23 protein-coding genes and 1 tRNA gene are annotated in these 21,735 nt (G+C 66.4%); 7 read left to right on the forward strand and 17 right to left on the reverse strand.

Going from position 1 to position 21,735, the window contains the following annotated elements:
- Positions 1-133: 133 nt before the first annotated feature.
- The 7 genes from B5F84_RS05185 to B5F84_RS05215 all read right to left on the reverse strand — a co-directional run bounded on the left by B5F84_RS05185 (position 134) and on the right by B5F84_RS05215 (position 6,344).
- Positions 134-595, reverse strand: coding sequence for a MerR family transcriptional regulator (locus B5F84_RS05185; RefSeq protein ID WP_087321563.1), 462 nt, complete (start codon positions 593-595; stop codon positions 134-136).
- On the reverse strand, positions 579-1,550 hold the full coding sequence (locus tag B5F84_RS05190; RefSeq protein WP_087321565.1) for a J domain-containing protein: 972 nt from the start codon (positions 1,548-1,550) through the stop codon (positions 579-581). Before B5F84_RS05190 ends, B5F84_RS05185 begins: the two co-directional genes overlap by 17 nt.
- Before the next feature lie 115 nt (positions 1,551-1,665).
- Complete coding sequence (gene grpE / locus B5F84_RS05195; RefSeq protein ID WP_343225131.1) at positions 1,666-2,385, reverse strand: nucleotide exchange factor GrpE; 720 nt, start codon at positions 2,383-2,385, stop codon at positions 1,666-1,668.
- Positions 2,386-2,506: 121 nt separating this feature from the next.
- Positions 2,507-4,414, reverse strand: a complete 1,908-nt coding sequence (gene dnaK, locus B5F84_RS05200) for a molecular chaperone DnaK (protein WP_087321567.1) — start codon at positions 4,412-4,414, stop codon at positions 2,507-2,509.
- A 219-nt stretch (positions 4,415-4,633) separates the two neighbouring features.
- The gene (gene yfcE, locus B5F84_RS05205) at positions 4,634-5,173 is read right to left on the reverse strand and encodes a phosphodiesterase (RefSeq protein WP_087321568.1); all 540 of its coding nucleotides are present in this window, start codon (positions 5,171-5,173) and stop codon (positions 4,634-4,636) included.
- 25 nt (positions 5,174-5,198) lie between these two features.
- Positions 5,199-5,936 (reverse strand): sirohydrochlorin cobaltochelatase, encoded by a 738-nt coding sequence (locus tag B5F84_RS05210; protein ID WP_087321569.1) that lies wholly within the window; start codon positions 5,934-5,936, stop codon positions 5,199-5,201.
- 45 nt (positions 5,937-5,981) lie between these two features.
- Positions 5,982-6,344, reverse strand: a complete 363-nt coding sequence (locus B5F84_RS05215; protein WP_087321571.1) for a NifB/NifX family molybdenum-iron cluster-binding protein — start codon at positions 6,342-6,344, stop codon at positions 5,982-5,984.
- Positions 6,345-6,536: 192 nt separating this feature from the next.
- Here B5F84_RS05215 and B5F84_RS05220 point away from each other — a divergent pair, with 192 nt between their 5' ends.
- Positions 6,537-9,116, forward strand: coding sequence for an FAD-dependent oxidoreductase (locus tag B5F84_RS05220; protein WP_087321573.1), 2,580 nt, complete (start codon positions 6,537-6,539; stop codon positions 9,114-9,116).
- A gap of 133 nt (positions 9,117-9,249) precedes the next feature.
- Here B5F84_RS05220 and B5F84_RS05225 read toward each other — a convergent pair whose 3' ends face one another.
- From B5F84_RS05225 to B5F84_RS05250, 6 genes are all read right to left on the reverse strand, one after another.
- A complete protein-coding gene (locus B5F84_RS05225) occupies positions 9,250-9,501 on the reverse strand; it encodes a type II toxin-antitoxin system HicB family antitoxin (protein ID WP_087321575.1) in 252 nt (83 codons plus the stop codon).
- A 10-nt stretch (positions 9,502-9,511) separates the two neighbouring features.
- Complete coding sequence (locus B5F84_RS05230) at positions 9,512-9,820, reverse strand: helix-turn-helix transcriptional regulator (protein ID WP_087321576.1); 309 nt, start codon at positions 9,818-9,820, stop codon at positions 9,512-9,514.
- Positions 9,807-10,160 (reverse strand): type II toxin-antitoxin system RelE/ParE family toxin, encoded by a 354-nt coding sequence (locus B5F84_RS05235; protein ID WP_087321578.1) that lies wholly within the window; start codon positions 10,158-10,160, stop codon positions 9,807-9,809. The genes B5F84_RS05230 and B5F84_RS05235 overlap by 14 nt, the downstream gene beginning before the upstream one ends.
- A 311-nt stretch (positions 10,161-10,471) precedes the next feature.
- Positions 10,472-10,696, reverse strand: a complete 225-nt coding sequence (locus tag B5F84_RS05240) for a hypothetical protein (RefSeq protein WP_087321579.1) — start codon at positions 10,694-10,696, stop codon at positions 10,472-10,474.
- 56 nt (positions 10,697-10,752) lie between these two features.
- The gene (locus B5F84_RS05245) at positions 10,753-11,751 is read right to left on the reverse strand and encodes a zinc ribbon domain-containing protein (protein ID WP_087321581.1); all 999 of its coding nucleotides are present in this window, start codon (positions 11,749-11,751) and stop codon (positions 10,753-10,755) included.
- Positions 11,752-11,849: 98 nt separating this feature from the next.
- The gene (locus tag B5F84_RS05250; protein WP_158094494.1) at positions 11,850-12,494 is read right to left on the reverse strand and encodes a DUF4230 domain-containing protein; all 645 of its coding nucleotides are present in this window, start codon (positions 12,492-12,494) and stop codon (positions 11,850-11,852) included.
- A gap of 83 nt (positions 12,495-12,577) precedes the next feature.
- Here B5F84_RS05250 and B5F84_RS05255 point away from each other — a divergent pair, with 83 nt between their 5' ends.
- Positions 12,578-12,793, forward strand: a complete 216-nt coding sequence (locus B5F84_RS05255) for a helix-turn-helix transcriptional regulator (RefSeq protein WP_087321585.1) — start codon at positions 12,578-12,580, stop codon at positions 12,791-12,793.
- Between the two features lie 24 nt (positions 12,794-12,817).
- On the opposite strand, the gene B5F84_RS05260 is transcribed toward B5F84_RS05255, so the two are convergent.
- The 3 genes from B5F84_RS05260 to metA form a co-directional block, all read right to left on the reverse strand.
- Positions 12,818-13,582: a hypothetical protein gene (locus B5F84_RS05260; protein WP_087321587.1), complete on the reverse strand. Its 765-nt coding sequence runs from the start codon at positions 13,580-13,582 to the stop codon at positions 12,818-12,820.
- Between the two features lie 10 nt (positions 13,583-13,592).
- The gene (locus tag B5F84_RS05265) at positions 13,593-14,333 is read right to left on the reverse strand and encodes a hypothetical protein (RefSeq protein WP_087321589.1); all 741 of its coding nucleotides are present in this window, start codon (positions 14,331-14,333) and stop codon (positions 13,593-13,595) included.
- A gap of 398 nt (positions 14,334-14,731) precedes the next feature.
- On the reverse strand, positions 14,732-15,706 hold the full coding sequence (gene metA, locus B5F84_RS05270) for a homoserine O-succinyltransferase (RefSeq protein WP_087321592.1): 975 nt from the start codon (positions 15,704-15,706) through the stop codon (positions 14,732-14,734).
- 309 nt (positions 15,707-16,015) lie between these two features.
- On the opposite strand from metA, the gene B5F84_RS05275 reads away from it, so the two are divergent.
- From B5F84_RS05275 to B5F84_RS05285, 3 genes are all read left to right on the forward strand, one after another.
- Positions 16,016-17,275, forward strand: a complete 1,260-nt coding sequence (locus B5F84_RS05275) for a DEAD/DEAH box helicase (RefSeq protein ID WP_087321594.1) — start codon at positions 16,016-16,018, stop codon at positions 17,273-17,275.
- 151 nt (positions 17,276-17,426) lie between these two features.
- A complete protein-coding gene (locus tag B5F84_RS05280; RefSeq protein WP_087321597.1) occupies positions 17,427-18,689 on the forward strand; it encodes a class I SAM-dependent rRNA methyltransferase in 1,263 nt (420 codons plus the stop codon).
- Positions 18,690-18,776: 87 nt separating this feature from the next.
- Positions 18,777-20,333, forward strand: coding sequence for an L-lactate permease (locus B5F84_RS05285; RefSeq protein WP_087321599.1), 1,557 nt, complete (start codon positions 18,777-18,779; stop codon positions 20,331-20,333).
- On the opposite strand, the gene tadA is transcribed toward B5F84_RS05285, so the two are convergent.
- The gene (gene tadA / locus B5F84_RS05290) at positions 20,309-20,800 is read right to left on the reverse strand and encodes a tRNA adenosine(34) deaminase TadA (RefSeq protein WP_087321601.1); all 492 of its coding nucleotides are present in this window, start codon (positions 20,798-20,800) and stop codon (positions 20,309-20,311) included. The two genes, B5F84_RS05285 and tadA, sit on opposite strands and share 25 nt — an antisense overlap.
- A gap of 59 nt (positions 20,801-20,859) precedes the next feature.
- Here tadA and B5F84_RS05295 point away from each other — a divergent pair.
- Positions 20,860-20,949 (forward strand) — tRNA-Ser (locus tag B5F84_RS05295).
- 84 nt (positions 20,950-21,033) lie between these two features.
- Complete coding sequence (locus B5F84_RS05300; RefSeq protein ID WP_087321603.1) at positions 21,034-21,594, forward strand: LemA family protein; 561 nt, start codon at positions 21,034-21,036, stop codon at positions 21,592-21,594.
- The last annotated feature ends 141 nt before the right edge of the window (positions 21,595-21,735 follow it).

The following is a 21,735-nucleotide window of genomic DNA, read 5'->3' on the forward strand; positions in this document are numbered from 1 at the left end:
TGTTCAAGGAGTCTCAATGTTTCTGCGCGCGGAGAAAAGCGAGAAGGACCTCCCGTCGTCCCGCCGCTCGGTGAGCGGCCAGTTGGGGGCGGCGAGAGGTCCTTTTTGGTCGGGCGGGGCCCTGCGGGAGGGGCTAGCCCTCCCCCTCCTCCTGCGACGCCGCGGGGGAGCCGTTGAGCAGGAGCCGCCTCATGACCTGCTCGGGGTTGGAGGAGGCGTCGTAGCGGGCGAGCGCCGTGATCTTCTCCTGCATGCGGAACTCGTGGACCTCCTCCTCGAGGGTGCGCACGCGGCGGCGAAGCTCCTCGAGCTCGTCCTCGCGCTCGAGCATCCGCTCGCGCATGTCGAGGATGCGCACGACGCCGGCGAGGTTGATGCCCTCGTCGGTGAGCTTGGAGATGAGGTTCAGCCGGTCGATGTCCGACTGCGAGTAGAGGCGCGTGTTGCCGCGCGAGCGCCCGGGGGTGACGAGGCCCTTCTGCTCGTAGACGCGCAGGGTCTGCGGGTGCATGCCCGTGAGCTCGGCGGCAACGCTGATCATGTAGAGCGGCTTGTTGCGGTCGCGGCCCGTTCCCTCGTTAGCGCTGGGTGCCATAGCGCCTGACCTCCTCGCGGTAGTCGCGCGCATCGGCGTCGCGCAGGGACTCGAGCGCGTCGCGCTCCTTCTTGGTGAGCATCGTGGGGACCTTCACGCGCACGGTGACGTAGAGCGCGCCGCGCGTGCCCTTGCGCCTGACGTTGGGGGCCCCGAGGTCGCGGAAGCGGAAGGTCTTTCCGTCCTGCGTGCCGGCGGGCACCTTGAGGCGGACCTCGGCGCCGTCCGGCGTGGGAACCTCGACGGTGGCGCCGAGCGCGGCCTCGTACATGCTGATCGGCAGGTCCATGCGCACGTCGGCGCCGTCGCGCTTGAAGAGCGGGTGCTCGGCCACGTGCGTGGTGATCACGAGGTCGCCGCGGTCGCCGCCGTTGGTGCCGTACTCGCCGCGGCCGCGGTAGCGGAGCTTGCCGCCGTCCACGGCGCCGGCCGGGATCTTGATGGTGAGCGTCTGCTCCTCGCCCGTGGAGGGCACGCGGTAGGTTGCCTTGCGCGTGGCGCCGCGGAAGGCCTCCTCGGCCGTGACGTCCACGGACATGGTGAGGTCGGAGCCCTTGGTGGGGCGGTTGGCCGCCGCGCGGGCGCCCGCGGCCCCGCCGAAGATCGACGAGAAGTCGAAGCCGCCGAAGCCGCCCTCCCCGCCGCGCATGCTGTCAAAGATGTCGGACCAGTCGCCGCCCACGTTGGTGGTGTAGGTGTAGCGGCCACGGCCGCCCGAGCCGCCGAAGTCGGCGCCGGGAATGCCGCCAAACATGAGCATCTGGTCGTACTCGCGGCGCTTCTTGGGGTCGGAGAGGGTGGTGTAGGCCTCGCTGACCTCCTTGAACTTCTGCTCGTCGCCGCCGGCGTCCGGGTGGTACTTGGCGGCCAGCTTGCGGAAGGCCTTCTTGATCTCGTCATCGGAGGCGTCACGCTTCACGCCGAGGATGTCGTAGTAGCTCTTGCTGGATGCCATGTCACACGCACCTCCCTTCTGCTGATGGCGTGCAAAGGGGACAGTCACTTTTGCACGCCGGCCAACTAACCTGCGCGCGTGCAAAAGTGACTGTCCCCTTTGCACGCCCGGGGCGTTACTCTTCCTCGGCGGGGCGCTTGGGCCCACCGTAGGTCACCGTCACCATGGCGGCGCGGATGACCTTGTCGCCCATCTTGTAGCCCTTCTGGTAGACCTGGGCCACGGTCTCGTCGAAGGCCTCCTTGTCCTCGACGCGGCCCACGGCCTGGTGAGCGAGGGGCTCAAAGGGCTCCCCCACCGGGTCGATGGGCTCGACGCCCTCCTTGGCGAGCACGCCGAGCATCTTGGCGTGAACCGCGGAGACGCCGTCGACGAACTGCTTGAGCTGGGCGTCCTCCTCTGTCGCGCCGGCGTGCTCGATGGCGCGCTCGATGTCGTCGATCACGGGCAGCAGGTTGGTGACCAGCTTCTCGGCCGCACGCTCCTTCTCGGCAAGCCGCTCGGCGGCGGTGCGACGGCGATAGTTGTCCCAGTCGGCCTGGAGGCGCAGCATGCGCTCCGTGGCCTCGGAGGCCTCCTTCTTGGCGGCCTCGATCTGGTCCTCCACGTCGGCGAGCTTCTTCTGCAGCTCGTCGCGCTCCGCGCTGATCCGGCTCGCGTCCGCGGCGAGCTCGCGCTCGGCCTGCTCGGCGCCGGCACGCTTGGCGGCCTCCACGCGGGCGCGCTCCTCGTCCGGGTCCATTTCCTCCACCTCGGGGACCTCCGGCTCCGGCTCTGCGACCTCCGGCTCCGTGGCCTCGTTCTTCTCGTCCTCTACCTCGATGGGCACCTTCACGTCACCCCTCCTCAAGCTCCGGATGTGGAAAAGTGCCTGTCCCCTTTCCACATTCTGTGAAGGGGCGGCCGCGTAGCCGTGGCCGCCCCCGTTCTCAACCCGTTACGTACGGCCCGTCGGACTAGTTGTTCTTGTCGTCCTCGACGACCTCGTAGTCGGCGTCCACCACGTCGTTGGCGGAGCCGTCCTGCGCGCCGGCGCCCGAGGCGCCCTCGGCCGTGGCGTCCTGCGTGGCGGAGTAGACGACCTCGGCGAGCTTGTGGCCGACCTCCTGGAGCTTGTCGCCCGCGGCGCGGATGGCGTCGATGTCCTGCCCGTCGAGGGCCTTCTTGGCCTCGGCCACGGCGTCCTCGGCGGCCTTCTTCTGGTCGGCCGGGACCTTGTCGCCAAGGTCCTTGAGGGTCTGCTCGGTGGAGTAGGCCAGCGAGTCGACCTGGTTCCTGACCTCGATCTCGTCCTTGTGCTTCTTGTCCTCCTCGGCGTGGGCCTCGGCGTCCTTGACCATGCGGTCGACCTCGTCGTCGGAGAGGGCGGTGGAGCCGGAGATGGTGATCTGCTGGCTCTTGCCAGTGGCCTTGTCCTTGGCGGTGACCTTCACGATGCCGTTGGCGTCGATGTCAAAGGTGACCTCGATCTGCGGCACGCCGCGGCGGGCGGCCGGGATGCCGGTGAGGTTGAACTTGCCGAGGGACTTGTTGTCCGCGGCCATCTCGCGCTCGCCCTGCAGAACGTTGATCTCGACGGACGTCTGGTTGTCGGCGGCCGTGGAGTAGATCTCCGTCTTGGACGTGGGGATCGTGGTGTTGCGGTCGATCATCTTGGTCATGACGCCGCCCATGGTCTCCACGCCAAGGGACAGCGGCGTGACGTCCAGAAGCAGGATGCCGGAGACGTCGCCGGTGAGAACGCCGCCCTGGACGGCCGCGCCGTCGGCCACGACCTCGTCCGGGTTCACGGACATGTTGGGCTGCTTGCCGGTCATCTGCTTGACGAGCTCCTGCACGGCGGGCATGCGGGAGGAGCCGCCGACGAGAATGACCTCGTTGACCTCGGAGATCTGGAGGTTGGCGTCCTTCAGGGCCTTGGTCACGGGTGCCTTGCAGCGGTCGAGCAGGTCACGCGTGATGCGCTCGAACTCGGCGCGGGTGAGCGTGTAGTCGAGGTGCTTGGGGCCGGTGGCGTCGGCGGTGATGAAGGGCAGGTTGATCTGGGCCTGCTGGGCGGAGGAGAGCTCCTTCTTGGCGTTCTCCGCGGCCTCCTTCAGGCGCTGCAGGGCCATGGGGTCGGAGCGCAGGTCGATGCCGTTGTCCGCCTGGAACTTGTCGGCCATCCAGTCGATGACGCGCTGGTCCCAGTCGTCGCCGCCGAGGTGGTTGTCGCCGTTGGTGGCGAGGACCTCCACGACGCCGTCCGCGAGGTCGAGAAGCGACACGTCGAAGGTGCCGCCGCCGAGGTCGAAGACCAGGACCTTCTGGTCGATGCCCTTCTTGTCGAGGCCATAGGCCAGCGCCGCGGCGGTGGGCTCGTTGACGATGCGCTGGACGTTGAGGCCGGCGATCTTGCCGGCGTCCTTGGTGGCCTGGCGCTGGGCGTCGTTGAAGTAGGCCGGGACGGTGATGACGGCGTCGGTGACCGGCTCGCCGAGGTACTTCTCGGCGTCGGCCTTCATCTTGGAGAGAATCATGGCGCTGATCTGCTCGGGGGTGAAGTCCTCGCCCTCGATCTCCACGACGGCACGGTTGCCGGTGCCGGACTTGACCTTGTACGGGACGGTCTTGAGCTCGGAGCCGACCTCGTCGTAGCGACGGCCCATGAAGCGCTTGATCGAGAAGACCGTGTTGGTGGGGTTGGTGACGGCCTGGTTCTTGGCCGCCTTGCCGACGATGCGGTCGCCGTCGGAGCGGAAGCCCACGACGGACGGGGTGGTGCGGTCGCCCTCGGCGTTGACGATGATCGTGGGCTCGCCGCCCTCGAGGACCGCCATCGCGGAGTTGGTGGTACCAAGGTCGATGCCAAGAATCTTGCCCATGATGCTCTCCTTTGCGTTGCGGTGGGCCGCGCGGGGCGGCCTGTTCGCCTGTTTCCCTTTGTACGGTTGAGTTTATCCCCTGTGCGTGACGATTCTATACATAATCTAAGTCTCTACACATGAGATTTTTTGAACCGAGGATTTTAGGGCGTGCAAAGGGGACAGGCACTTTCGCACGGTTTGCCCGTGCGAAAGTGCCTGTCCCCTTTGCACGCCTGGCTACAGCGTCCGATGCTCGAAGCGACCGTCCTCGTAGATGCCGCAGCTCGCGGAACCGTCCTTGGGGATGCCCACGGAGCCGGGGTTGAAGACCCAGGCACCGTGCGCCTCGTTCTTCTCGCTCACCTTGACGTGGGTGTGACCGTACACGAGCGCGGAGCGCTCCGGGAGCTTTGGCCACGCGTCCACGCTGTTGTGGTAGCCGGGCCCATAGACGTGGCCGTGGGTGAGGAAGAGCGTGGTCCCGGCCTCCGGGTCGAGCAGGATGTTGTGGTCGGCCATGCAGGGAAACGCGAGCACCATCTGGTCGACCTCGGCCTCGCAGTTGCCGCGCACCGCGATCACGCGGTCGGCCAGGGAGTTGAGCATCTCGATGACGCGCTTGGGGGCGTAGTCGGCCGGAAGCTCGTTGCGCGGCCCGTGGTAGAGCAGGTCGCCGAGCAGGACCACGCGGTCGGGCGACTCCCTCTCGATGGTGGCCATGAGACGCCCGCAGGCGTCGGCGGCTCCGTGGATGTCCGAGGCAATGACGAGCTTCATGGGCCCTCCCCTTCCGAGGCGTCTGTCACGGGGCGCGCCGCAGCCGCGCGGCCCGTCCCCCTGGGACCCATTCTAGGGCGTGGGCGCAGACAAGGGAGCGGACCGCGGGCAGCTCGGCGAGGGAGTGCGGCCACGTCCCAACCTCATGCCCCGCGAGCTCGAGGGAGGAGCGCAGGCCAACAAGGACGTCGCGGCGGGCGTGCGTCCCCATGGCCATGAGGAACGGACCGAGAAGGACCTCGCGCTCCGTGCGCTCCGCGACGCGCGCGAGCAGGCAGTCCTGTGCGACAACGACGACATCCTCGCGGCCGCGCGCCGCAAGCGCCCGGGAAAGGCCCACGAAGGCGGCCGCGCACTCCGCGCCGCGGTGCCCCGCAAGCGCCACGACGCGCCCGGGCCGGGCGGGAAGCGCCTCGTCAAGGGCGGCGGCCACGACGGCGAGGTCCCCCGCGCCCGCAAGGAGCGGGCGCGCGAGCCGCAGCTCGTCAAAGCCGGAGGCCGCCGCGCGCACCGCCTCCGCGCACGCGCGCTGGAGCTCTCCGTCCGCCACGTGCGTCGTCACCACGAGGGCCCGGCGGACGCCCCGCACCCGCAGCTCCGCCAGGGCCTCGGGGACCGCGGGCCCCACGGGACGCCCGCCCGTCCGGGCGCGCAGGCACACGTCGGCCGGCACGGCCCGCGAGAGCTCGCCGACGAGCGCGGCCACGCCCGCGTCGTTCTTCTCGCCGGAGAGGCAGCCGGCTATGACCAGTCCCGTTCCCATGGTGAGAGGGCGGCCCAGAGGGGTCGGCTCGGAGGAGGCCCGCCGTCAGTGGTGGCAGGCGTGGTCGGGGGTCATCTCGGAAAGGGTGCCGGCCGCGGCCATGCGCGCGACGTCGCCCACGCCCGGCGTCTGGTTCTCAAAGAGCACCGTGATGCCCGCCTGCGCAAAGCCCATCATCGGGCGCATGCCCATGCCCGCTGCCACGATGGCGTCTATGCCGTTCTGGGCGAGCAGCGCCACGGGGCGCAGGCAGCCGCCCTCCTCGTGGGGCGGGTTGTCAATGACGGTAACGGCGCCGAGCTCGCCGCCCTCGACCTCCACCACCGTGAAGCAGTCGCAGTGGCCAAAGTGTCCGGAGCGCTCGCAGTCGAGGCCGCCCTTGCCAAGGGTGGGGATGGCAATCTTCATGTTCTTCTCCTTTCGCCCGCACCGCGTGCAAAGGGGACAGGCACTTTTGCACGCGCCCGCGCGTGGGGAGCGCGAGGGCACGTTCCCGTGCGGAACCGGTCGCATTGGCGACATAGTACGCCACGGATGACGCAACGTAGCCGTACCATAGCAGCAAGCACGCCGGAGGGTCGGCACAACAAAGGAGAGACCATGAGGTATCTGATCGTCGGCGGCGTGGCCGCCGGAACCAAGGTCGCGGCCAAGCTCAAGCGCTGCGACCGCTCGGCCGAGGTCGTGGTTGTGACCAAGAGCGAGGACATCAGCTACGCGGGCTGCGGCCTGCCGTACTACATAGGCGGGAGCATCCAGAGCCGCGCCGACCTCATCGTCAACACGCCGGCCGCCTACGAGGGGCTCACCGGCGTGGAGGTGCGCACGGGCGTGGAGGCCGTGGCGCTTGACGCGGCCGCCCACGAGGTCACGGTGCGCGAGAAGGACGGCACCAGCCACGCCGAGAAGTACGACAAGCTGGTCATTGCCACCGGCGCCGCGCCGTTTGTGCCCGCCGGCCTTCCCGGCGCCGAGCTGCCCGGCGTCTTCGCCGTGCGCACGCCGGACGACGCCGAGGCCATCCGTGCGGCGGTCGACGCCGGGGCGCGCCGCGCCGTGGTGGTGGGTGCCGGCTTCATCGGCCTGGAGGTGGCCGAGAACCTGCTCGCGCGCGGCCTCTCCGTCACCGTGATCGACGCGATGCCGCAGATCCTGCCCAACGTCTTTGACCCCGAGATGGCCGGCTTCGCGCAGCGCCAGCTCAAGGCTGCCGGCGTGCGCGTGATGACGTCGTGCGCGCTCAGGGGCATCACGGGCGAGGGCAAGGTCGAGGCCGTGGAGACCGCGTCCGGGACCCTGCCCGCGGACCTCGTGATCCTCTCCATTGGCATCCGGCCCAACACCGCGTGGCTCGAGGGCTCCGGCGTGGAGACGCTCAAGGGCTGCGTGCTCGTGGACGAGTTCGGTGCCACCAACCTGGCGGACGTCTACGCCGCCGGCGACTGCGCCGAGGTGAAAAACGCCATCACCGGCGAGCCGTTCTGGAGCGCCATGGGCTCCACGGCCAACATCTGCGGCCGTGCGATCGCCCGCACGCTCACGGGCACGCCGACCGCCTACCCCGGCGCGCTCGGCACCGGCGTGGTGCGCCTGCTGCCCACCTTGAACGGCGGGCGCACCGGCCTCACCGAGGCCGCGGCGCGCGAGACGGGCTTTGACCCGGTGAGCGTGGTCTCGGTGGTGGATGACAAGGCCCACTACTACCCCGGCTCCTCGAGCTTCTTTGTGAAGCTCATCGCGGACCGCGCCACGCACCGGCTGCTCGGCGTGCAGGTGCTCGGCGCCGGCGCCGTTGACAAGGTCACGGACGTCATGGTGGTCGCGCTCTCGCGCGGACTCGCCGTGGAGGACCTCGACCTCATGGATCTCTCCTACGCGCCGCCCTTCTCGACCGCCATCCACCCGCTGGTCACGACGGCCTACATCCTGGAGAACAAGCTCGCAGGCGCGCTCGAGAGCTTCACGCCGGCCGAGTACGCCGCCGGCGCCGCCAAGGGCTACCACGTGATCGACGTGCTGCCCGCGCCCACGATTCCCGGAGCGGAGTGGGTGGACCTCACCGAGATCGGCCCGGAAGGCCTGCCCGGTCACGAGAAGGACGAGAAGCTCCTGCTGGTGTGCGCCAAGGGCAAGCGCGGCTACTTCACGCAGAACCGCCTCAAAGCCGCGGGCTACACGGCAACGCGCGTGCTCGAGGGCGGCGTGACCTTCAACGAGGTCCGCGTGCCGCGCGCGGACGGGGCCAAGCTCCCCGCCGCCGAGATCAAGCGCCTCAAGGGCCTAGGGTGCCTCCAGGACAAGCGCTACGACGACGTCTTCAACATCCGCGTGATCACGCGCAACGGCAAGATCACGGTGGACGAGCAGCGCGCCGTGGCCGAGGCCGCCGAGCGGTTTGGCTCCGGCGAGGTCACGATGACCACGCGCCTCACGCTGGAGATCCAGGGCGTGAGGTACGAGAAGATCGACGAGTGCATTGCGTTTCTGCAGGACGCGGGGCTCGACGCCGGCGGCACCGGCTCCAAGGTGCGCCCGGTGGTGAGCTGCAAGGGCACCACCTGCCAGTACGGTCTCATCGACACCTTCGACCTCTCCGAGAAGCTGCACGAGCGCTTCTACGTGGGCTACCACGGGGTGGAGCTGCCGCACAAGTTCAAGATCGCCGTGGGCGGCTGCCCCAACATGTGCGTGAAGCCCGACCTCAACGACCTGGGCATCGTGGGCCAGCGCGTGCCGCAGATCGACCTCGAGAAGTGCCGCGCATGCAAGGTCTGCCAGGTCGTGAAGGCGTGCCCGATGGGCGACGCGCAGATCGGGCCGGACGGTAAGATCACGATCGACGAGTCCGCGTGCAACCACTGCGGCCGCTGCGTGGGCGCGTGCCCGTTCGGCGCCGTGACCGAGGGGCTCGCGGGCTACAAGGTCTACATCGGCGGTCGCTGGGGCAAGAAGACCGCGCACGGCCAGGCACTGGACAAGCTGTTTACGACGGAGGACGAGGTCATGGACGTCGTGGAGCGCGCGATTCTCTTCTTCCGCGACGAGGGCCAAAGCGGCGAGCGCTTTGCCGACACCGTGGCGCGCCTCGGCTTTGACTACGTGCAGGAGAAGCTGCTGACGGCACCCATCGACAAGGACGCCATTTTGGGCAAGACCGTCATCGGCGGCGCCACCTGCTAGCGTGCAAAGGGGACAGGCACCTTTGCACATCGGCAAGCGTGGAAAAGTGACAGGCACCTTTGCACGTGGGGCGGGCCCGGACGCGAGTGTCCGGGCCCGCCCGCTGTGACCGCAACCCTTTTTCGCGACAGCCCTAGGTATCAACGCTCACGAAGATGGGCGGCTTACACACGCCCTTCGACGCTGGCGCATCGAGCATGGGCTCTGGAAGCGCGCGGACATTCTCGAGGTGGGACTCGATCACAAGCCCGAGCGCCTCGGCAGCCATGTCCATCGCGTTGTCAAGATCGTCACCATCCGTGTGACGCTCCGGGAAGTCGGGAAACCACACGCTATAGCCACCGAGCTCATTGGGCTCGAAATGGCCCAGGTAGTTGAATCTCATGGCTCCGCCCTTATGCCTCCAGCATCCCGTTCTCGCCTTGTCTACGGTCCTCGAAGCTAATCCTGAGCACCTTCCCCATCCCCTGCGCGAGCTTGGACAGCGTCCGGACGGTCGTGTTGGTATCGGCGGTCTCTATGAGGCTAATAGTCTTCTGAGGTACGCCCGCCCTGTCGGAGAGCTCCCTCTGCGACAAGCCAGACTCGATGCGCGCCAGGACAAGCGCGCGCATGGCCTGGTACTCGCCTTCGCCCTCACGCCACGCGGCGGCGAACTCGGGATTCTCGAGCTGTCGCTCGATATACCCGTTAAGCGTCTTCACAATGAGCCTCCTCCCAGTCCCTTTTGCAGCGAAGTGCCCGCTCTATCTCACGGCGGGGCGTTTTCTGGCTCTTCTTTATAAACCCGCCCGTCACAACAATCTTCTGCCCGACGAAGAAGAAGTAGAAAACTCGAGTGATGTCGCTTCCAAACTTCGTCCTTAGCTCGAACAGGCCGTCTCGAATGTGCTCCGTTTCCTCTCCGCGAAGCTGAGGGCCGAGCTCTTGAAGAAGCATCAGGCTCCTCAAGGTCTTCTCCCTCAGCCTGATTGGCAGGCTGTCCAAGAATTCCTGGGCTGGAGCTCTGCCATTTGCTCTTTCGTAAAAGACCACTTCATACATTGCATCTCCTTTCGGATGATAACATATATGTAGTCTCTCGTTAGGCGAGAAGCACCTCTGGGGAAGAAGTATTACGTCTTGATTGATAAACCGTGTCTTTCTATTATATAGAACTCATGTTCTGTTTCAAGGGGCAGGCCCAAAAGACCAAGCCCGCCCCCCCACGCACATCGTCACCCACTCACGCGGGAGCGACGATACCCGAGAGAGAGAGAGAGAGAGAGAGAGAATCGTCAGCGACAAAAGGTTTTTCGAGTGGCGGTGGCTGTTATAAGTAACGGGGATACCCGGGCAATCAATAGGCCCATCCGTCACACGTGGTCAAGGCCGTCTTGACCGAGCAGGAAGTCGAGCAGCCCCATTGTGAGAATGCCGCCGTCATCCATATACGGCCTCATCACCCTGTTAACGATGACGATCCTCTTGGAGCCGTCGCCGTTGAGGCGCAGGGGGCACTTCTCACGCTCGCTTTTCTCGCCCGTATTCAAGTTCAGATCGGACAGGATGCAATGGCGGCGATAGCCGAGGCTGGCCACGAAGTCGGCCTCGAAGCATTAGCGCGTCATTGAGCCGCTGATAACCGCCCGCCGCCTCAATAGCCTGGCCGTCGACTTCCAGCACTAGGATGGCCGCCCATCAAGCCAATCGCCACTCTCAATCGCTGGCCCTTCCGCTGCGTTGGCCGGAGCGAGGGGGGGGCGGACACGAAGTCTGGCTTGAGTTCCATCCCGTCATCAGTCACAAACATACCTTTGAGATTTTGCTCGAACACGTCCGCAAGGCGCGCTCCCATGGGGCGGAACGTCACAAAGGTAATCGCCCCGGAGACGGCACCGCCGATAATGGGCACCGCCTTGGTGATGGTCTTTTCGACTGTCTTCTTGGTGATTTTCTGGCCGATGAGGGATCCGACCTTCTTGACCACCGGATACCACACGGTTTTTGTAAGTGCCTTTGAGGCCACCTGTTTGCCGAGGTTCGCGCCAACCCTGACGGAAGTTTTTGCCACGAGCTGGGCAGCGCCAGCGGCACCAAACATCGCTCCCAGATACGCGATAACACGCACCTTAGCCTCTTCCGGCATGTCGGTTGTTCCATCACTGAAGAGGTCATCCTCGCCAAACAGGTATGCGAGCTGTTGTGCAAGGTTAATCGCAAATCCGAAGTACTGCACCACATCCGCGCCGCCGAGGGCGACCATCGCCACCGGATTCGAGGGGAGACCGGAGACGAATGAGACTGCAGCGGTCTTTGTTGTGCTCTGATTGATAATCTCGGTCGCCTTCTTGCGCAGAGACTCCGGCGTGAACACCGCCTGTGGACCTTGGTCGAGAATCTGGTTGAAGTACGGGGACTTGCCAAAGTGTCTGGCAAGAAACTCCTCGCGATTCACCCTCACGACCGGGAGCTTTGAGGCAGCCAAAACCATGGAGAGGGCCGCTTTATAGAGCTCATCCTCACTCTCAGAGGACGCGACGGCATCTTGCGACGCATCGTCGAGCGATGGCTTCTCGTGGAGCCTGGCCCCACATCGAGGGCAGAACACAGCAGACTCGGAAACCTCCTCGCCGCAGCTTGGACAATACGCCATATCCGAATATCCTTTCGTATCGCTTGGATAGGGGCAATCTGAAAATCGTCCTCATCGGAGAGTGTTGAAGCTCGTCGCCAACCGTATATAGCCTGCCGTTAATCCCCCGCCTCCACCGGCGCATCGCGCCAGACGTACGTGATGCTCACTTCGTCGCCAAGCGCCGCATAGAACAGCTGGGAGAGCTGGGCCTCCGCCTCGGTCTGAGCGTCATCGAGCAGGCCGCCCTCAACGGCCTGGGCCTCGCTCTGCTCCACGCACCAGCGTTGAAACTCGTCAACGTCGCCCACCTGGATGGGGTTCAGCATGTTGTTGTTCTCCTCAAGCACACCGGAAGTTTCCATATTGGGCGTGTTCGAGATGATATAGGCAGGGTCTAGCGTGATTGTCACCGTGTTGCCCTGCTCGCTGATGTCAGCCGTCTCAAGGTTGACACCCGCTTTTATCGTCCCGGCGTAGCGATACCAAAAGCTGTTACCGGTAAAGGGAATGTCGAACAGCCCAAAGAACGAGCTCGCGTTCGACTGCTTGTCAACGATGTTGTAGTCCTGGGATACGGAGACGAGTTCGTTCTGCTCGACAATGCGGCCAAACACGACGGAGGCCGTCTCCCCCTTGCTGTCCACCGGATTGTAGTTCGAGAAGAACAGGGTGCCCACGATGCCGATGATTAGGCCAACTGCGGCGCAGGCCCCTCCGACCTTTGCGAGCTTGATCTTTGCATCCGTTATTTTGATGGCCACGGCAGCCCCTCCCATCTCGTCGTTAGCTTTTAGTGCTCTCTATAGAGAGCACCTCTCGATGATAGCGCCCATATGCTTGCGGAATGGACAACGCACGGGAGAAGCAGTCCCTCGGGTCGCGAATCGTCGCCGAGCGGACACGCCGCGGCATTACGCAGCGTCAACTCGCGCTCATGACGGGCACGAGCCGCTCCTACCTCTGGAAAATCGAGATAGGAGCGGCCGACGTGGGCATTGACGTGCTCATTCGCATTGCCCACGCGCTCGACGTGCCCGTGCGGGACCTCATCGACTTTTAGGAGGCGCCCTTCTCGGCGCTCCCCCTACTCATCCAGGCGCAGCGTGGCGTCAACGTCAAACTCCCCGCTGTAGAAGTCGCTGTTGACGTCGAACCACTCGTCGTAGACGTCCGACTTCGAGTCAAACCAGGCGTCATACACGCCGCTCTTGGCGTCAAACCAGGCATCATAGGCATCGCTGTGGGCGTCGAACCAGTCCCCGTAGTCCATGGTGTCGTAGGCATCAGCGATAACGCCGTCGTAGAGCTCGTCATACATCAGCTCAAAGCCCTCGTCATAGATGGCGTCGTAGTATGCCTCGAACTGCTCGTCGTAGACCAGGTCGTAGAAGTCGTCCATCGCATCGTCGAGTGCGTCATCATCCCCGTGATCGATGGTCGCCGACACGGCGCGGTAATACTGGCGCGCGTTCTCGATCGTCCGCGTCCCAAGTGCCTCGCTCTCGCTCACGGCGAGGTCATACCAAGCCTGCACCGCATCCACGTTCGCAGCGTAGCCGTCATAGCTGTCCCCAACTTGCGCCAGGAGCGCGGCCTGCTCGTCAAGCAGGCCCTGTGTGGTCGCGCCAAAGTCCGCCTGGATGGCAGCAATGACGGACTCCGGATCGTTCGTGTCCGCCACCACCGGCGCGCTCGTCGTCCCCTCGTCACTCTGCGGCTGCCCTTGCGCTTGCCCCTCCCCTGCCGGAGCATCCGCCTGCGGCTGCGGCGTCGTCCCGCCGCCGGCGCCGCAGCCCACGAGCGCCACGCTCAGGGCAACCGCAACTGCTGCCAACTGCATCTTCTTCATGTCTTTCTCCTTACTGTTCCGTCTCTCTTGTCACCGTGCCCGCAAGCTGCCTCAAACGGGCAAACGAGCCCTTGCCCAGGGCGAGCTCCACGGGCACGCCGTTTTCCGCCTCGCTCAGGAAGTGCATCAGCGCCCGGGCGAGAAGAACCTGCTCGTCCGAGCGCTCGCCGTCATGCAGGCGGGTAAGGTCCGCCTCGACATCGCCTATCGAAAGGCGCGCCTCCTCCCCTCGGACGGCGTCCGCCAGGCTGCGCGCTATCTCTCCGAGGCGCGCCTCGACTTTGACGCGCAGCGCATCCGTCGCTCGGAGCTCGCGCGCCGCCGCATCGACGGCGCGGCCCGCACTTGCGGCGAGCTCGCGCTCCATCACGATATAGACACGTTGATCGGACGCGCTGTCGGCGGCGGCCTCCTCAAGTCGCTCGAGGCCCGCAAGCTGCTCGTCTATGACGGAGCGCCGGGTTCCCAGGGCGCACGCCCTCTTCCTGAGTGCGCCCGCGAACTCGTCGTTCTTCTCGGTCATACTCAAGATGACCGGGCCAACCTCGGCTGGAGTGAAGCCGACCTTAGTGAGCTGGCGGACCAGATAGAACGCGAGCAGATCCCCCTCATCGAAGCGCGAGTAACCGGGCTTCATCACGGCCGGCTCCCAGAAGCCGAGCCCGTCGCGACTCGTGTTCTGGTTGCACAGGTCTTGTATGGTGTGCCGGCCAAGCCCCGTGAGCTGCTCGACCTCGGACCGTCTCCACATCGGCGCCTCCCCTCTTCCCCATGCTGTACCGCCCGGAAGCCGGGCGGCAAGACGCGGGTTACGGGGGCGCGCGACGCCTTCTCCACCCAAACGACCTGCCATTTGTCCCCCTCTCGGTCATGGGGTCCGGCCAATCCGAACCGTCCGAAAGAGGGGTTGCGTTTTTCGCGAGTCAGCGCGCTGTGGTCGCGTGATGCAGAATCGTGCGCTGTTGGAAGCTGTCGTTAGTGCGAGCGGCGGGCTGGGGATTTGGGTGCAGAGCCGGCGAAAGATGTCCGTTTCGCCAAGAATCCCCGCTTGTGCATCCTTCTCGGCACGCACAAGCGGGGATTACTGGTAACGCGCGATTCTGCAGGCTCAGCCAGCGGCGCCGCGAGCCCGCGCTCTTCTCGCCGGCGCTAGAACTTGTCCACGTGACCCGTTGCCGCCGTGCTGCGCGCGCGCAGGTCCGCGATCGCGGCCGGGATCTCGTCCAGATCGTACGGCGTCATCTGGTAGACCCAGTTGAGCCAGTTGCGATAGAGCAGGTTGGCGTGCGCGCGCCAGGTGAAGAGGGGCTGCTTCTCGGGGTCGTCGTCGGGGAAGTAGTTCTCGGGCACGCGAATGGGGAGGCCCTTGTGGAAGTCGCGCCAGAACTCGTCGGCCAGGGTGTCGCGGCCGTACTCAAAGTGGCCGGTCACGTAGACCTCGTGGAAGTCGCGCGTGGCAAGCAGCGAGGGGCCGCTCGTGAAGCCCTCGGACAGCACGCACAGCTCCGGGTGCTTGGCGAGCTCGCCCGTGTCGATCGCGGCATGGCGGCTGTGCGGCATGTAGTGAACCTCGTCGAAGCCGTTGGTGAGGAAGCTGTACTCGTCGCAGAGGCGCTGCTTGAAGACGCCAAAGAGCTTGGAGCCGAGCTGGCGCTTGGGAATCTGATAGAGGTGCCAGAGGGCTCCGAGGGCCCCCCAGCAGAGGTACATCGTCGAGAAGACGTGCTCCTGGCTCCAGTCCACGATCTCGCAGAACTCGTCCCAGTAGTCGACGGCCTCGTAATCGAGGTGCTCGACGGGCGCGCCAGTGATGATGAGGCCATCGTAGTTCTTGCCGCGGAAGGCATCGAAGGTGTCGTAGAACTTGACGAGGTGATCCTGGGAGACGTGCGTGGACTCGTGCGTAGAGACGCGCATGAAGTCGCAGCTCACCTGGAGCGGGGACTTGGAGATGAGGCGCAGGATCTGGGTCTCGGTCTCGATCTTGGTGGGCATGAGGTTCAGAATTGCCACACGCAGCGGGCGAATCTCCTGGTGGCTGGCCACCTCCTCCTCAAGGGCGAAAATGCGCTCCTGCTGAAGGATTGCCTTGGCGGGCAGGCCGTCGGGGATGTTGATGGGCATGCGGACTCCATTTCTGCGCGCTAACTGGACCAGTATACGGCGGCCGTGACCACTCTTTCGAGTGTTGGGCACTTTTTTGGGAGCACGGGGAGTACCCAACATTTATTGGCCTCTGTTTGTGCAGGTAGAAAAATGGGATGTGCGGGGTAGTACTTGAACGGGTCGCAAAAAAGTACCCAACATTTGAAAAGGAGGGGCAAATAGGTCAGGGACGCCACCCGCAAGGCGGCGGAGGGTACTTTTCGGAAGCGCAGCACCGGCCCAGCGCGCCGGCGGCCCAGCTCGGCCCCATGCTCTATACTAAATAGTATGACTACTTCATTTGCCGAGCTCGGGCTTAACGAGCAGATTCTCGCCGGGGTGGATGCCCTCGGCTTCACCGAGCCAACGCCCGTCCAGGCCGAGGCCATCCCCGTGGTTCTCACGGGACGCGACATCGTCGCCTCCGCGCAGACGGGCACGGGCAAGACCGCGGCCTTCGCGCTGCCCACGCTGCAGCTTGTGGCGGGCGCCAAGGGCAAGGGCCCGCACGCGCTCGTGATTACCCCCACGCGCGAACTCGCGGCGCAGATCGAGAGCGTGGTGAGCGTCGTCTGCGAGCAGACGGGCCAGCGCGCGGTCATCGTCATGGGCGGCACCAAGTTCGACCGTCAGATCAAGGAGCTCGAGCGCGGCTGCGACCTGCTCGTGGCCACCCCCGGGCGCCTGATCGACCTCATGGAGCACAAGCACGTGAGCCTTTCGCAGGTCAAGGTGCTCGTGCTCGACGAGGCGGACCGCATGCTGGACATGGGCTTCTGGCCGAGCGTCCGCCGCATCATGCACGCCCTGCCGCCCAAGCACCAGACCCTCCTCTTCTCCGCCACCATTCCGCCGTCGATCAAGTCCACCATCGACGCGCTGCTCACCGACCCCGCAACGGTGGAGATCGCCCGCGTGGGCGAGACCGCGGACACCGTGGAGGAGCACCTCTGCCCCGTCACGCAGGGCCAGAAGACGGAGCTCTTGCGCGCCCTGCTCGAGACCGGCGGCGCCGCGGGCAAGAAGCCCGAGCGCGTGCTGGTCTTCTGTCGGACCAAGCACCGCGTGGACGACGTCTCAAAGACCCTCAAGAGCGCGGGCGTCAAGGTGGACGTCATGCACGCCGACCGCCCGCAGGCCGCGCGCGCCCGAGCGCTCGAGAAGTTCCGCGACGGCAAGGTCCAGGTCCTCGTGGCCACCGACGTCATGAGCCGCGGCATCGACGTCTCCGGGATCGACGCCGTGGTCAACTTCGACGTCCCCATGGACCCGGAGGACTACGTGCACCGCATCGGCCGCACGGGCCGCGCCGGGGCCACCGGCCACGCCTACACCTTCGTGGCGCCCGACGAGATCAGCCCCCTGCGCGAGATCGAGTACTTCACCAAGAAGCTCGTCCCCGTGTGGGATCTCCCCGACTTCACGTACGACGCCGGGCGCATCGTGCCCCAGGAGGGGCGCCCCACCAAGCGCTCCACGCGCACGATGTTCGCCGGATCGCGCGGCCGCGGCCGTGGCTTTGGCGGACGTTACGGTCGTCACTACTAGATCCGCGGAGGCCGGCGGATTCTGCCGGCACGACCACGGCGGAGTCGGCCGTCAAGGACCCGGGCCGGCCGTCATGGACCGCCCGGGTCCTTGACGGCCGGCCCTGTCACGATCTCGTCACCCCACGGGCAGAGCAGAGTAAGGAGCACTCATGAAGCAGGCACGCCCCTACCCGCGCGTTCTCATCACCCGCAAGGCGGCGCGCTCCCTTTCCGGCGGGCACCCGTGGGTCTTCGAGGGCGAGGTCATAGCCGCCGAGCCGGCCGCAAACGGCGACGTCGTGGACGTCTTTGAGGAGAACGGCACGTGGCAGGGCGCGGGCCTGCTCTCCGAGCAGAGCAAGATTCGCGTGCGCGTGGTCACCCGCAACGCCAACGACCGCCTCGACGAGGCGTTCTGGCGCAGGCGCGTGTCATACGCGTGGCAGCATCGCGCCACCTGCCTGGGACAGCGCGCCCTGCCCGGCGCGGAGCCCGACACCACCTGCTGCCGCGTCGTCTTCTCCGAGGCCGACGGCCTGCCCGGTCTTGTGGTCGACCGCTACGAGAGCGTCCTGGTCACGCAGGTCGGCACCGTGGGCATGGAGCGACTGCGCCCCGTGATCTACCCGATCCTGCTTGAGACCCTGCGCGCGGACGGCCAGGACGTCTCCGCCATCTACGAGCGCAACGACGGCGCGTCCCGCGCCAAGGAGGGGCTGCCGCAGTACAAGGGCTGGTGGGACGGCACGCCCGCGCCCGAAACGCCCCGCATCGTGGTGCGCGAGAACGGCCTGCGCTTTGACCTCGACCTCGAGAACAGCCAGAAGACCGGCTTCTTCCTCGACCAGAAGTACAACCGCCGCGCCGTGCGCGAGCTTGCCGCTGGCCGTCGCGTGCTCGACTGCTTCTGCCACGTGGGGCCCTTCGGGCTCAACGCCGCCGCGGGCGGCGCGGCGCACGTGCGCTGCGTTGACGTGAGCCAGACGGCCATTGACCTCGCGCAGGAGAACGCCCGCCTCAACGGCCTGGACGCGCGCATGGGCTTCACCTGCGCAAACGTCCTTGACTACCTGCCCGAGCTCGCCCGCGACCGCGCGCGGCTGCGCGCGGAGGGCGGCCCCTTCGACCTCATCGTGCTGGACCCGCCCGCCTTCACCAAGAGCCGCGGCACCGTGTCCCACGCCGCGCGCGGCTACCGCGAGATCAACTACGAGGCCCTGCGCCTGCTCCCACGCGGCGGCTACCTGGCTACCTGCAGCTGCTCGCACTTCATGACGCGAGACCTTCTCGCCAAAGCGGTCGCCGAGGCCGCCCATCGCGCGAACGTGCAGCTCAAGCAGGTCGAGGAGCGCCAGCAGGCCCCCGACCACCCCATTCTCTGGGGCTTCCCCGAGAGCCACTACCTCGACTTCTTCATCTTCCAGGTTGTCTAAAGCTTGCCCAAAAGGAGCCCGACTCCTTTTGGGCAAGTTTTGGTAGATTGTGAGACTGATTACACGTACGACCCCGGGAGTCGCCCCATGCTCGAGCTCTTTGGAATGTTCGTCCTTGCCCTCATGCCCATCATCTGGCTTGTCGTCGCCCTGTGCGGCCTCCACATGGAGGCCTACAAGGCCAGCCTCGGCGCCCTCGTCGTGGCCGCGGTCTGCGCGACGCTCGGCTGGCAGATGACCCCCGTCAACCTGGGCACCGCCGCGCTCGAGGGCTTTGCGATGGCCCTCTGGCCCATCGTGATCGTGATCATCGCGGCGGTCTTCACCTACAACCTCACCGTGCACACCGGTGCCATGGAGACGATCAAGCGCATGCTCTGCTCGGTCTCCGCCGACCGACGCATCCTCACGCTGCTCATCGGCTGGTGCTTCGGCGGCTTCCTCGAGGGCATGGCGGGCTTTGGCACCGCCGTCGCCATCCCCGCGAGCATGCTCATGGCGCTCGGCATCAGCCCCGTGACCTCCATCCTCGCCTGCCTCATCGCCAACGGCGTGCCCACGATGTTCGGCTCCATCGGCATCCCCACCACCACGCTCGCCTCCATCACGGGCATCGACGTGGTCCAGCTCGCCACCGTCCAGGCCATCCAGGTGTTCCCCTTCGTCGTGGCATGCCCGATTCTCATGGTTGCCCTCGTGGGGCACGGGGCCAAGGCGCTCAGGGGCGTGCTGCCCGCGTGCCTCGTCTCCGGCGTGTCCTTTGCCGTGTGCCTGGTCGTGGCAGGCCACTTCATCGGCGGCGAGCTGCCTGACGTGGTGGCCTCGGTCGTCTCGCTCGTCCTGACGTTCCTCTATGCCCTGCGCATGCACAAGGCTGGCGCCGAGGTTCCCGAGAAGTACCGTCTTGCCGTCGCCTCCGCCGGCGACGAGCCCAGGGAGACCGTCGCCGACAAGCTCCGCGCCTGGGCTCCCTTTGCCCTCATCTTCGTGGTGCTCCTTGCCACGAGCAAGCTCGTCCCGCCGGTGAACGGCCCCCTCTCCGCCATCAAGAGCACGGTCAACATCTACGCCGGAGACCCCACGGCCACGCTGACCTTCTCGTGGGTGAACACGCCCGGCGTCTTGATCTTCATCTGCGGCATCGTGGGCGGCCTCATCCAGCGCTGCTCGCCGCGCGAGATGCTGGACGTCCTGGGGGCCACCTGCCGCCAGATGAGCAAGACGATCATCACGATGCTCGGCGTGCTTGCCTGCGCCAAGATCATGGGCTACTCCGGCATGATCGCGAGCATCGCGGCGTTTTTCGTGGGCGCGCTCGGTGGCCTCTACCCGCTCGTCGCGCCGCTCCTGGGCGCGCTCGGCACCTTCGTGACCGGCTCGGGCACCTCGAGCGAGGTGCTCTTTGGCAACGTGCAGCTCCAGGCCGCCCAGTCGATCGGCGCCAACGAGACCTGGCTCGTGGCGGCCAACTCGCTCGGCGTCTCCGCGGGCAAGATGCTCAGCCCGCAGAACATCGCGATCGGCTGCGCCGCCTGCGGGCTCGTGGGCAAGGACGGCGAGATCCTCGGCAGGATCGCCAAGTACGCCTTTGCCTTCGCGGCCGCGATGGCCGTCCTCGTCTACGCCGGCTCCCTCGTGCTGTAGCGCCGGGCGCGGCGCGCGCGGAAGAAGGAGCGCAGAAGCTCGGCGGACTCGTCCGCCAGGACCCCCGGCGTGACCGCGAACTCGTGGTTGAGCCGGGGGTCGCAGCTTACGTCGAAGAGCGTCCCCACCGCGCCGCCCTTGGGGTCGCTCGCCCCGTACACGCACCGGTCCACGCGCGCGTTCACCATGAGGCCCGCGCACATGAGGCAGGGCTCCAGCGTCACGTACACCGTGCACCCCGTGAGCCGCCAGCGGCCCAGCTCGCGCGCGGCGGCCACCATCGCGGAGAACTCGGCGTGCGCCGAGGGGTCGGCGTCGGTCTCGCGCCGGTTGTGGGCCCGCGCGACCACGCGCCCGTCGCACACCACCACCGCGCCGATGGGCACCTCGCCCTCCCCCGCCGCCGCCTCGGCCTCGGCCAGCGCCAGGCGCATGTACGCCTCGTCGTTCTTCTCGGCAGCTTCCATCAGGCCTCCCGCGGTTGCTCGTGGTCCACATGGGGTAGGATACTAGTGCTCGCGCACCCGGAGGAGTGGCAGAGTGGTTGATTGCAGCGGTCTTGAAAACCGTCGAGCGGGCAACCCCCGTTCCGAGGGTTCGAATCCCTCCTCCTCCGCCCGCGCAGGCCCGGCGCCGCGACCGCCCGACCCGGCCGCAAGCCCCGCGCGCTGCCCGTCGTCCCCGACAGAACGGAGTGGGCATGGACCCCATCGTCGTCATCCTCATTGCCGGTCTTGTGGTTATTGCGCTGGTCATGGTGTGGATCAGCATCTACAACGGCATCGTCACCGCGGACAACAAGTGCGACAACGCCTGGCAGACCATCGACGCCCAGCTCCAGCGCAGAAACGACCTCATCCCCAACCTCGTGGAGACGGTCAAGGGCTACGCCGCGCACGAGTCCCAGACCCTCGAGGCCGTGACCGCCGCGCGCGCCGCCGTGACGGAGGCCCGCTCCCCCGAGGCCAAGATGGAGGCCTCCAACGTCCTCACGGACACCCTGAAGAGCCTCTTCGCCGTGGCCGAGGCCTACCCCGACCTCAAGGCCAACGCCAACTTCCAGCAGCTCCAGAGCGAGCTCTCGGACACCGAGAACCGCATCAGCTACGCGCGCATGAGCTTCAACGACATGGTCCTCGAGTACAACAACGCCATCGAGACCTTCCCCGGCAGCCTGGTGGCCGGCCGTCGGTTCCGCCCGCGCGCCGGCTTTGAGGTGGCCTCCCCCGCCGCGCGCGAGGCCCCCGAGGTCAGGTTCTAGCGCGCCGGCTCGCCGCCGCCCGCGGCGCCCGCCACGCGGCCCAAGCGCATACCCCCACCGCCCCTTGCAGCGCGTCCCTCTTGCGAGAAGGACGCGCTTTCTGTTGGCCGCAGCCAGCGGGGCTCCTCAGGCAACACCAGC

This window comes from Olsenella sp. An290 (genome assembly GCF_002159535.1).
Taxonomy (GTDB): domain Bacteria; phylum Actinomycetota; class Coriobacteriia; order Coriobacteriales; family Atopobiaceae; genus Thermophilibacter.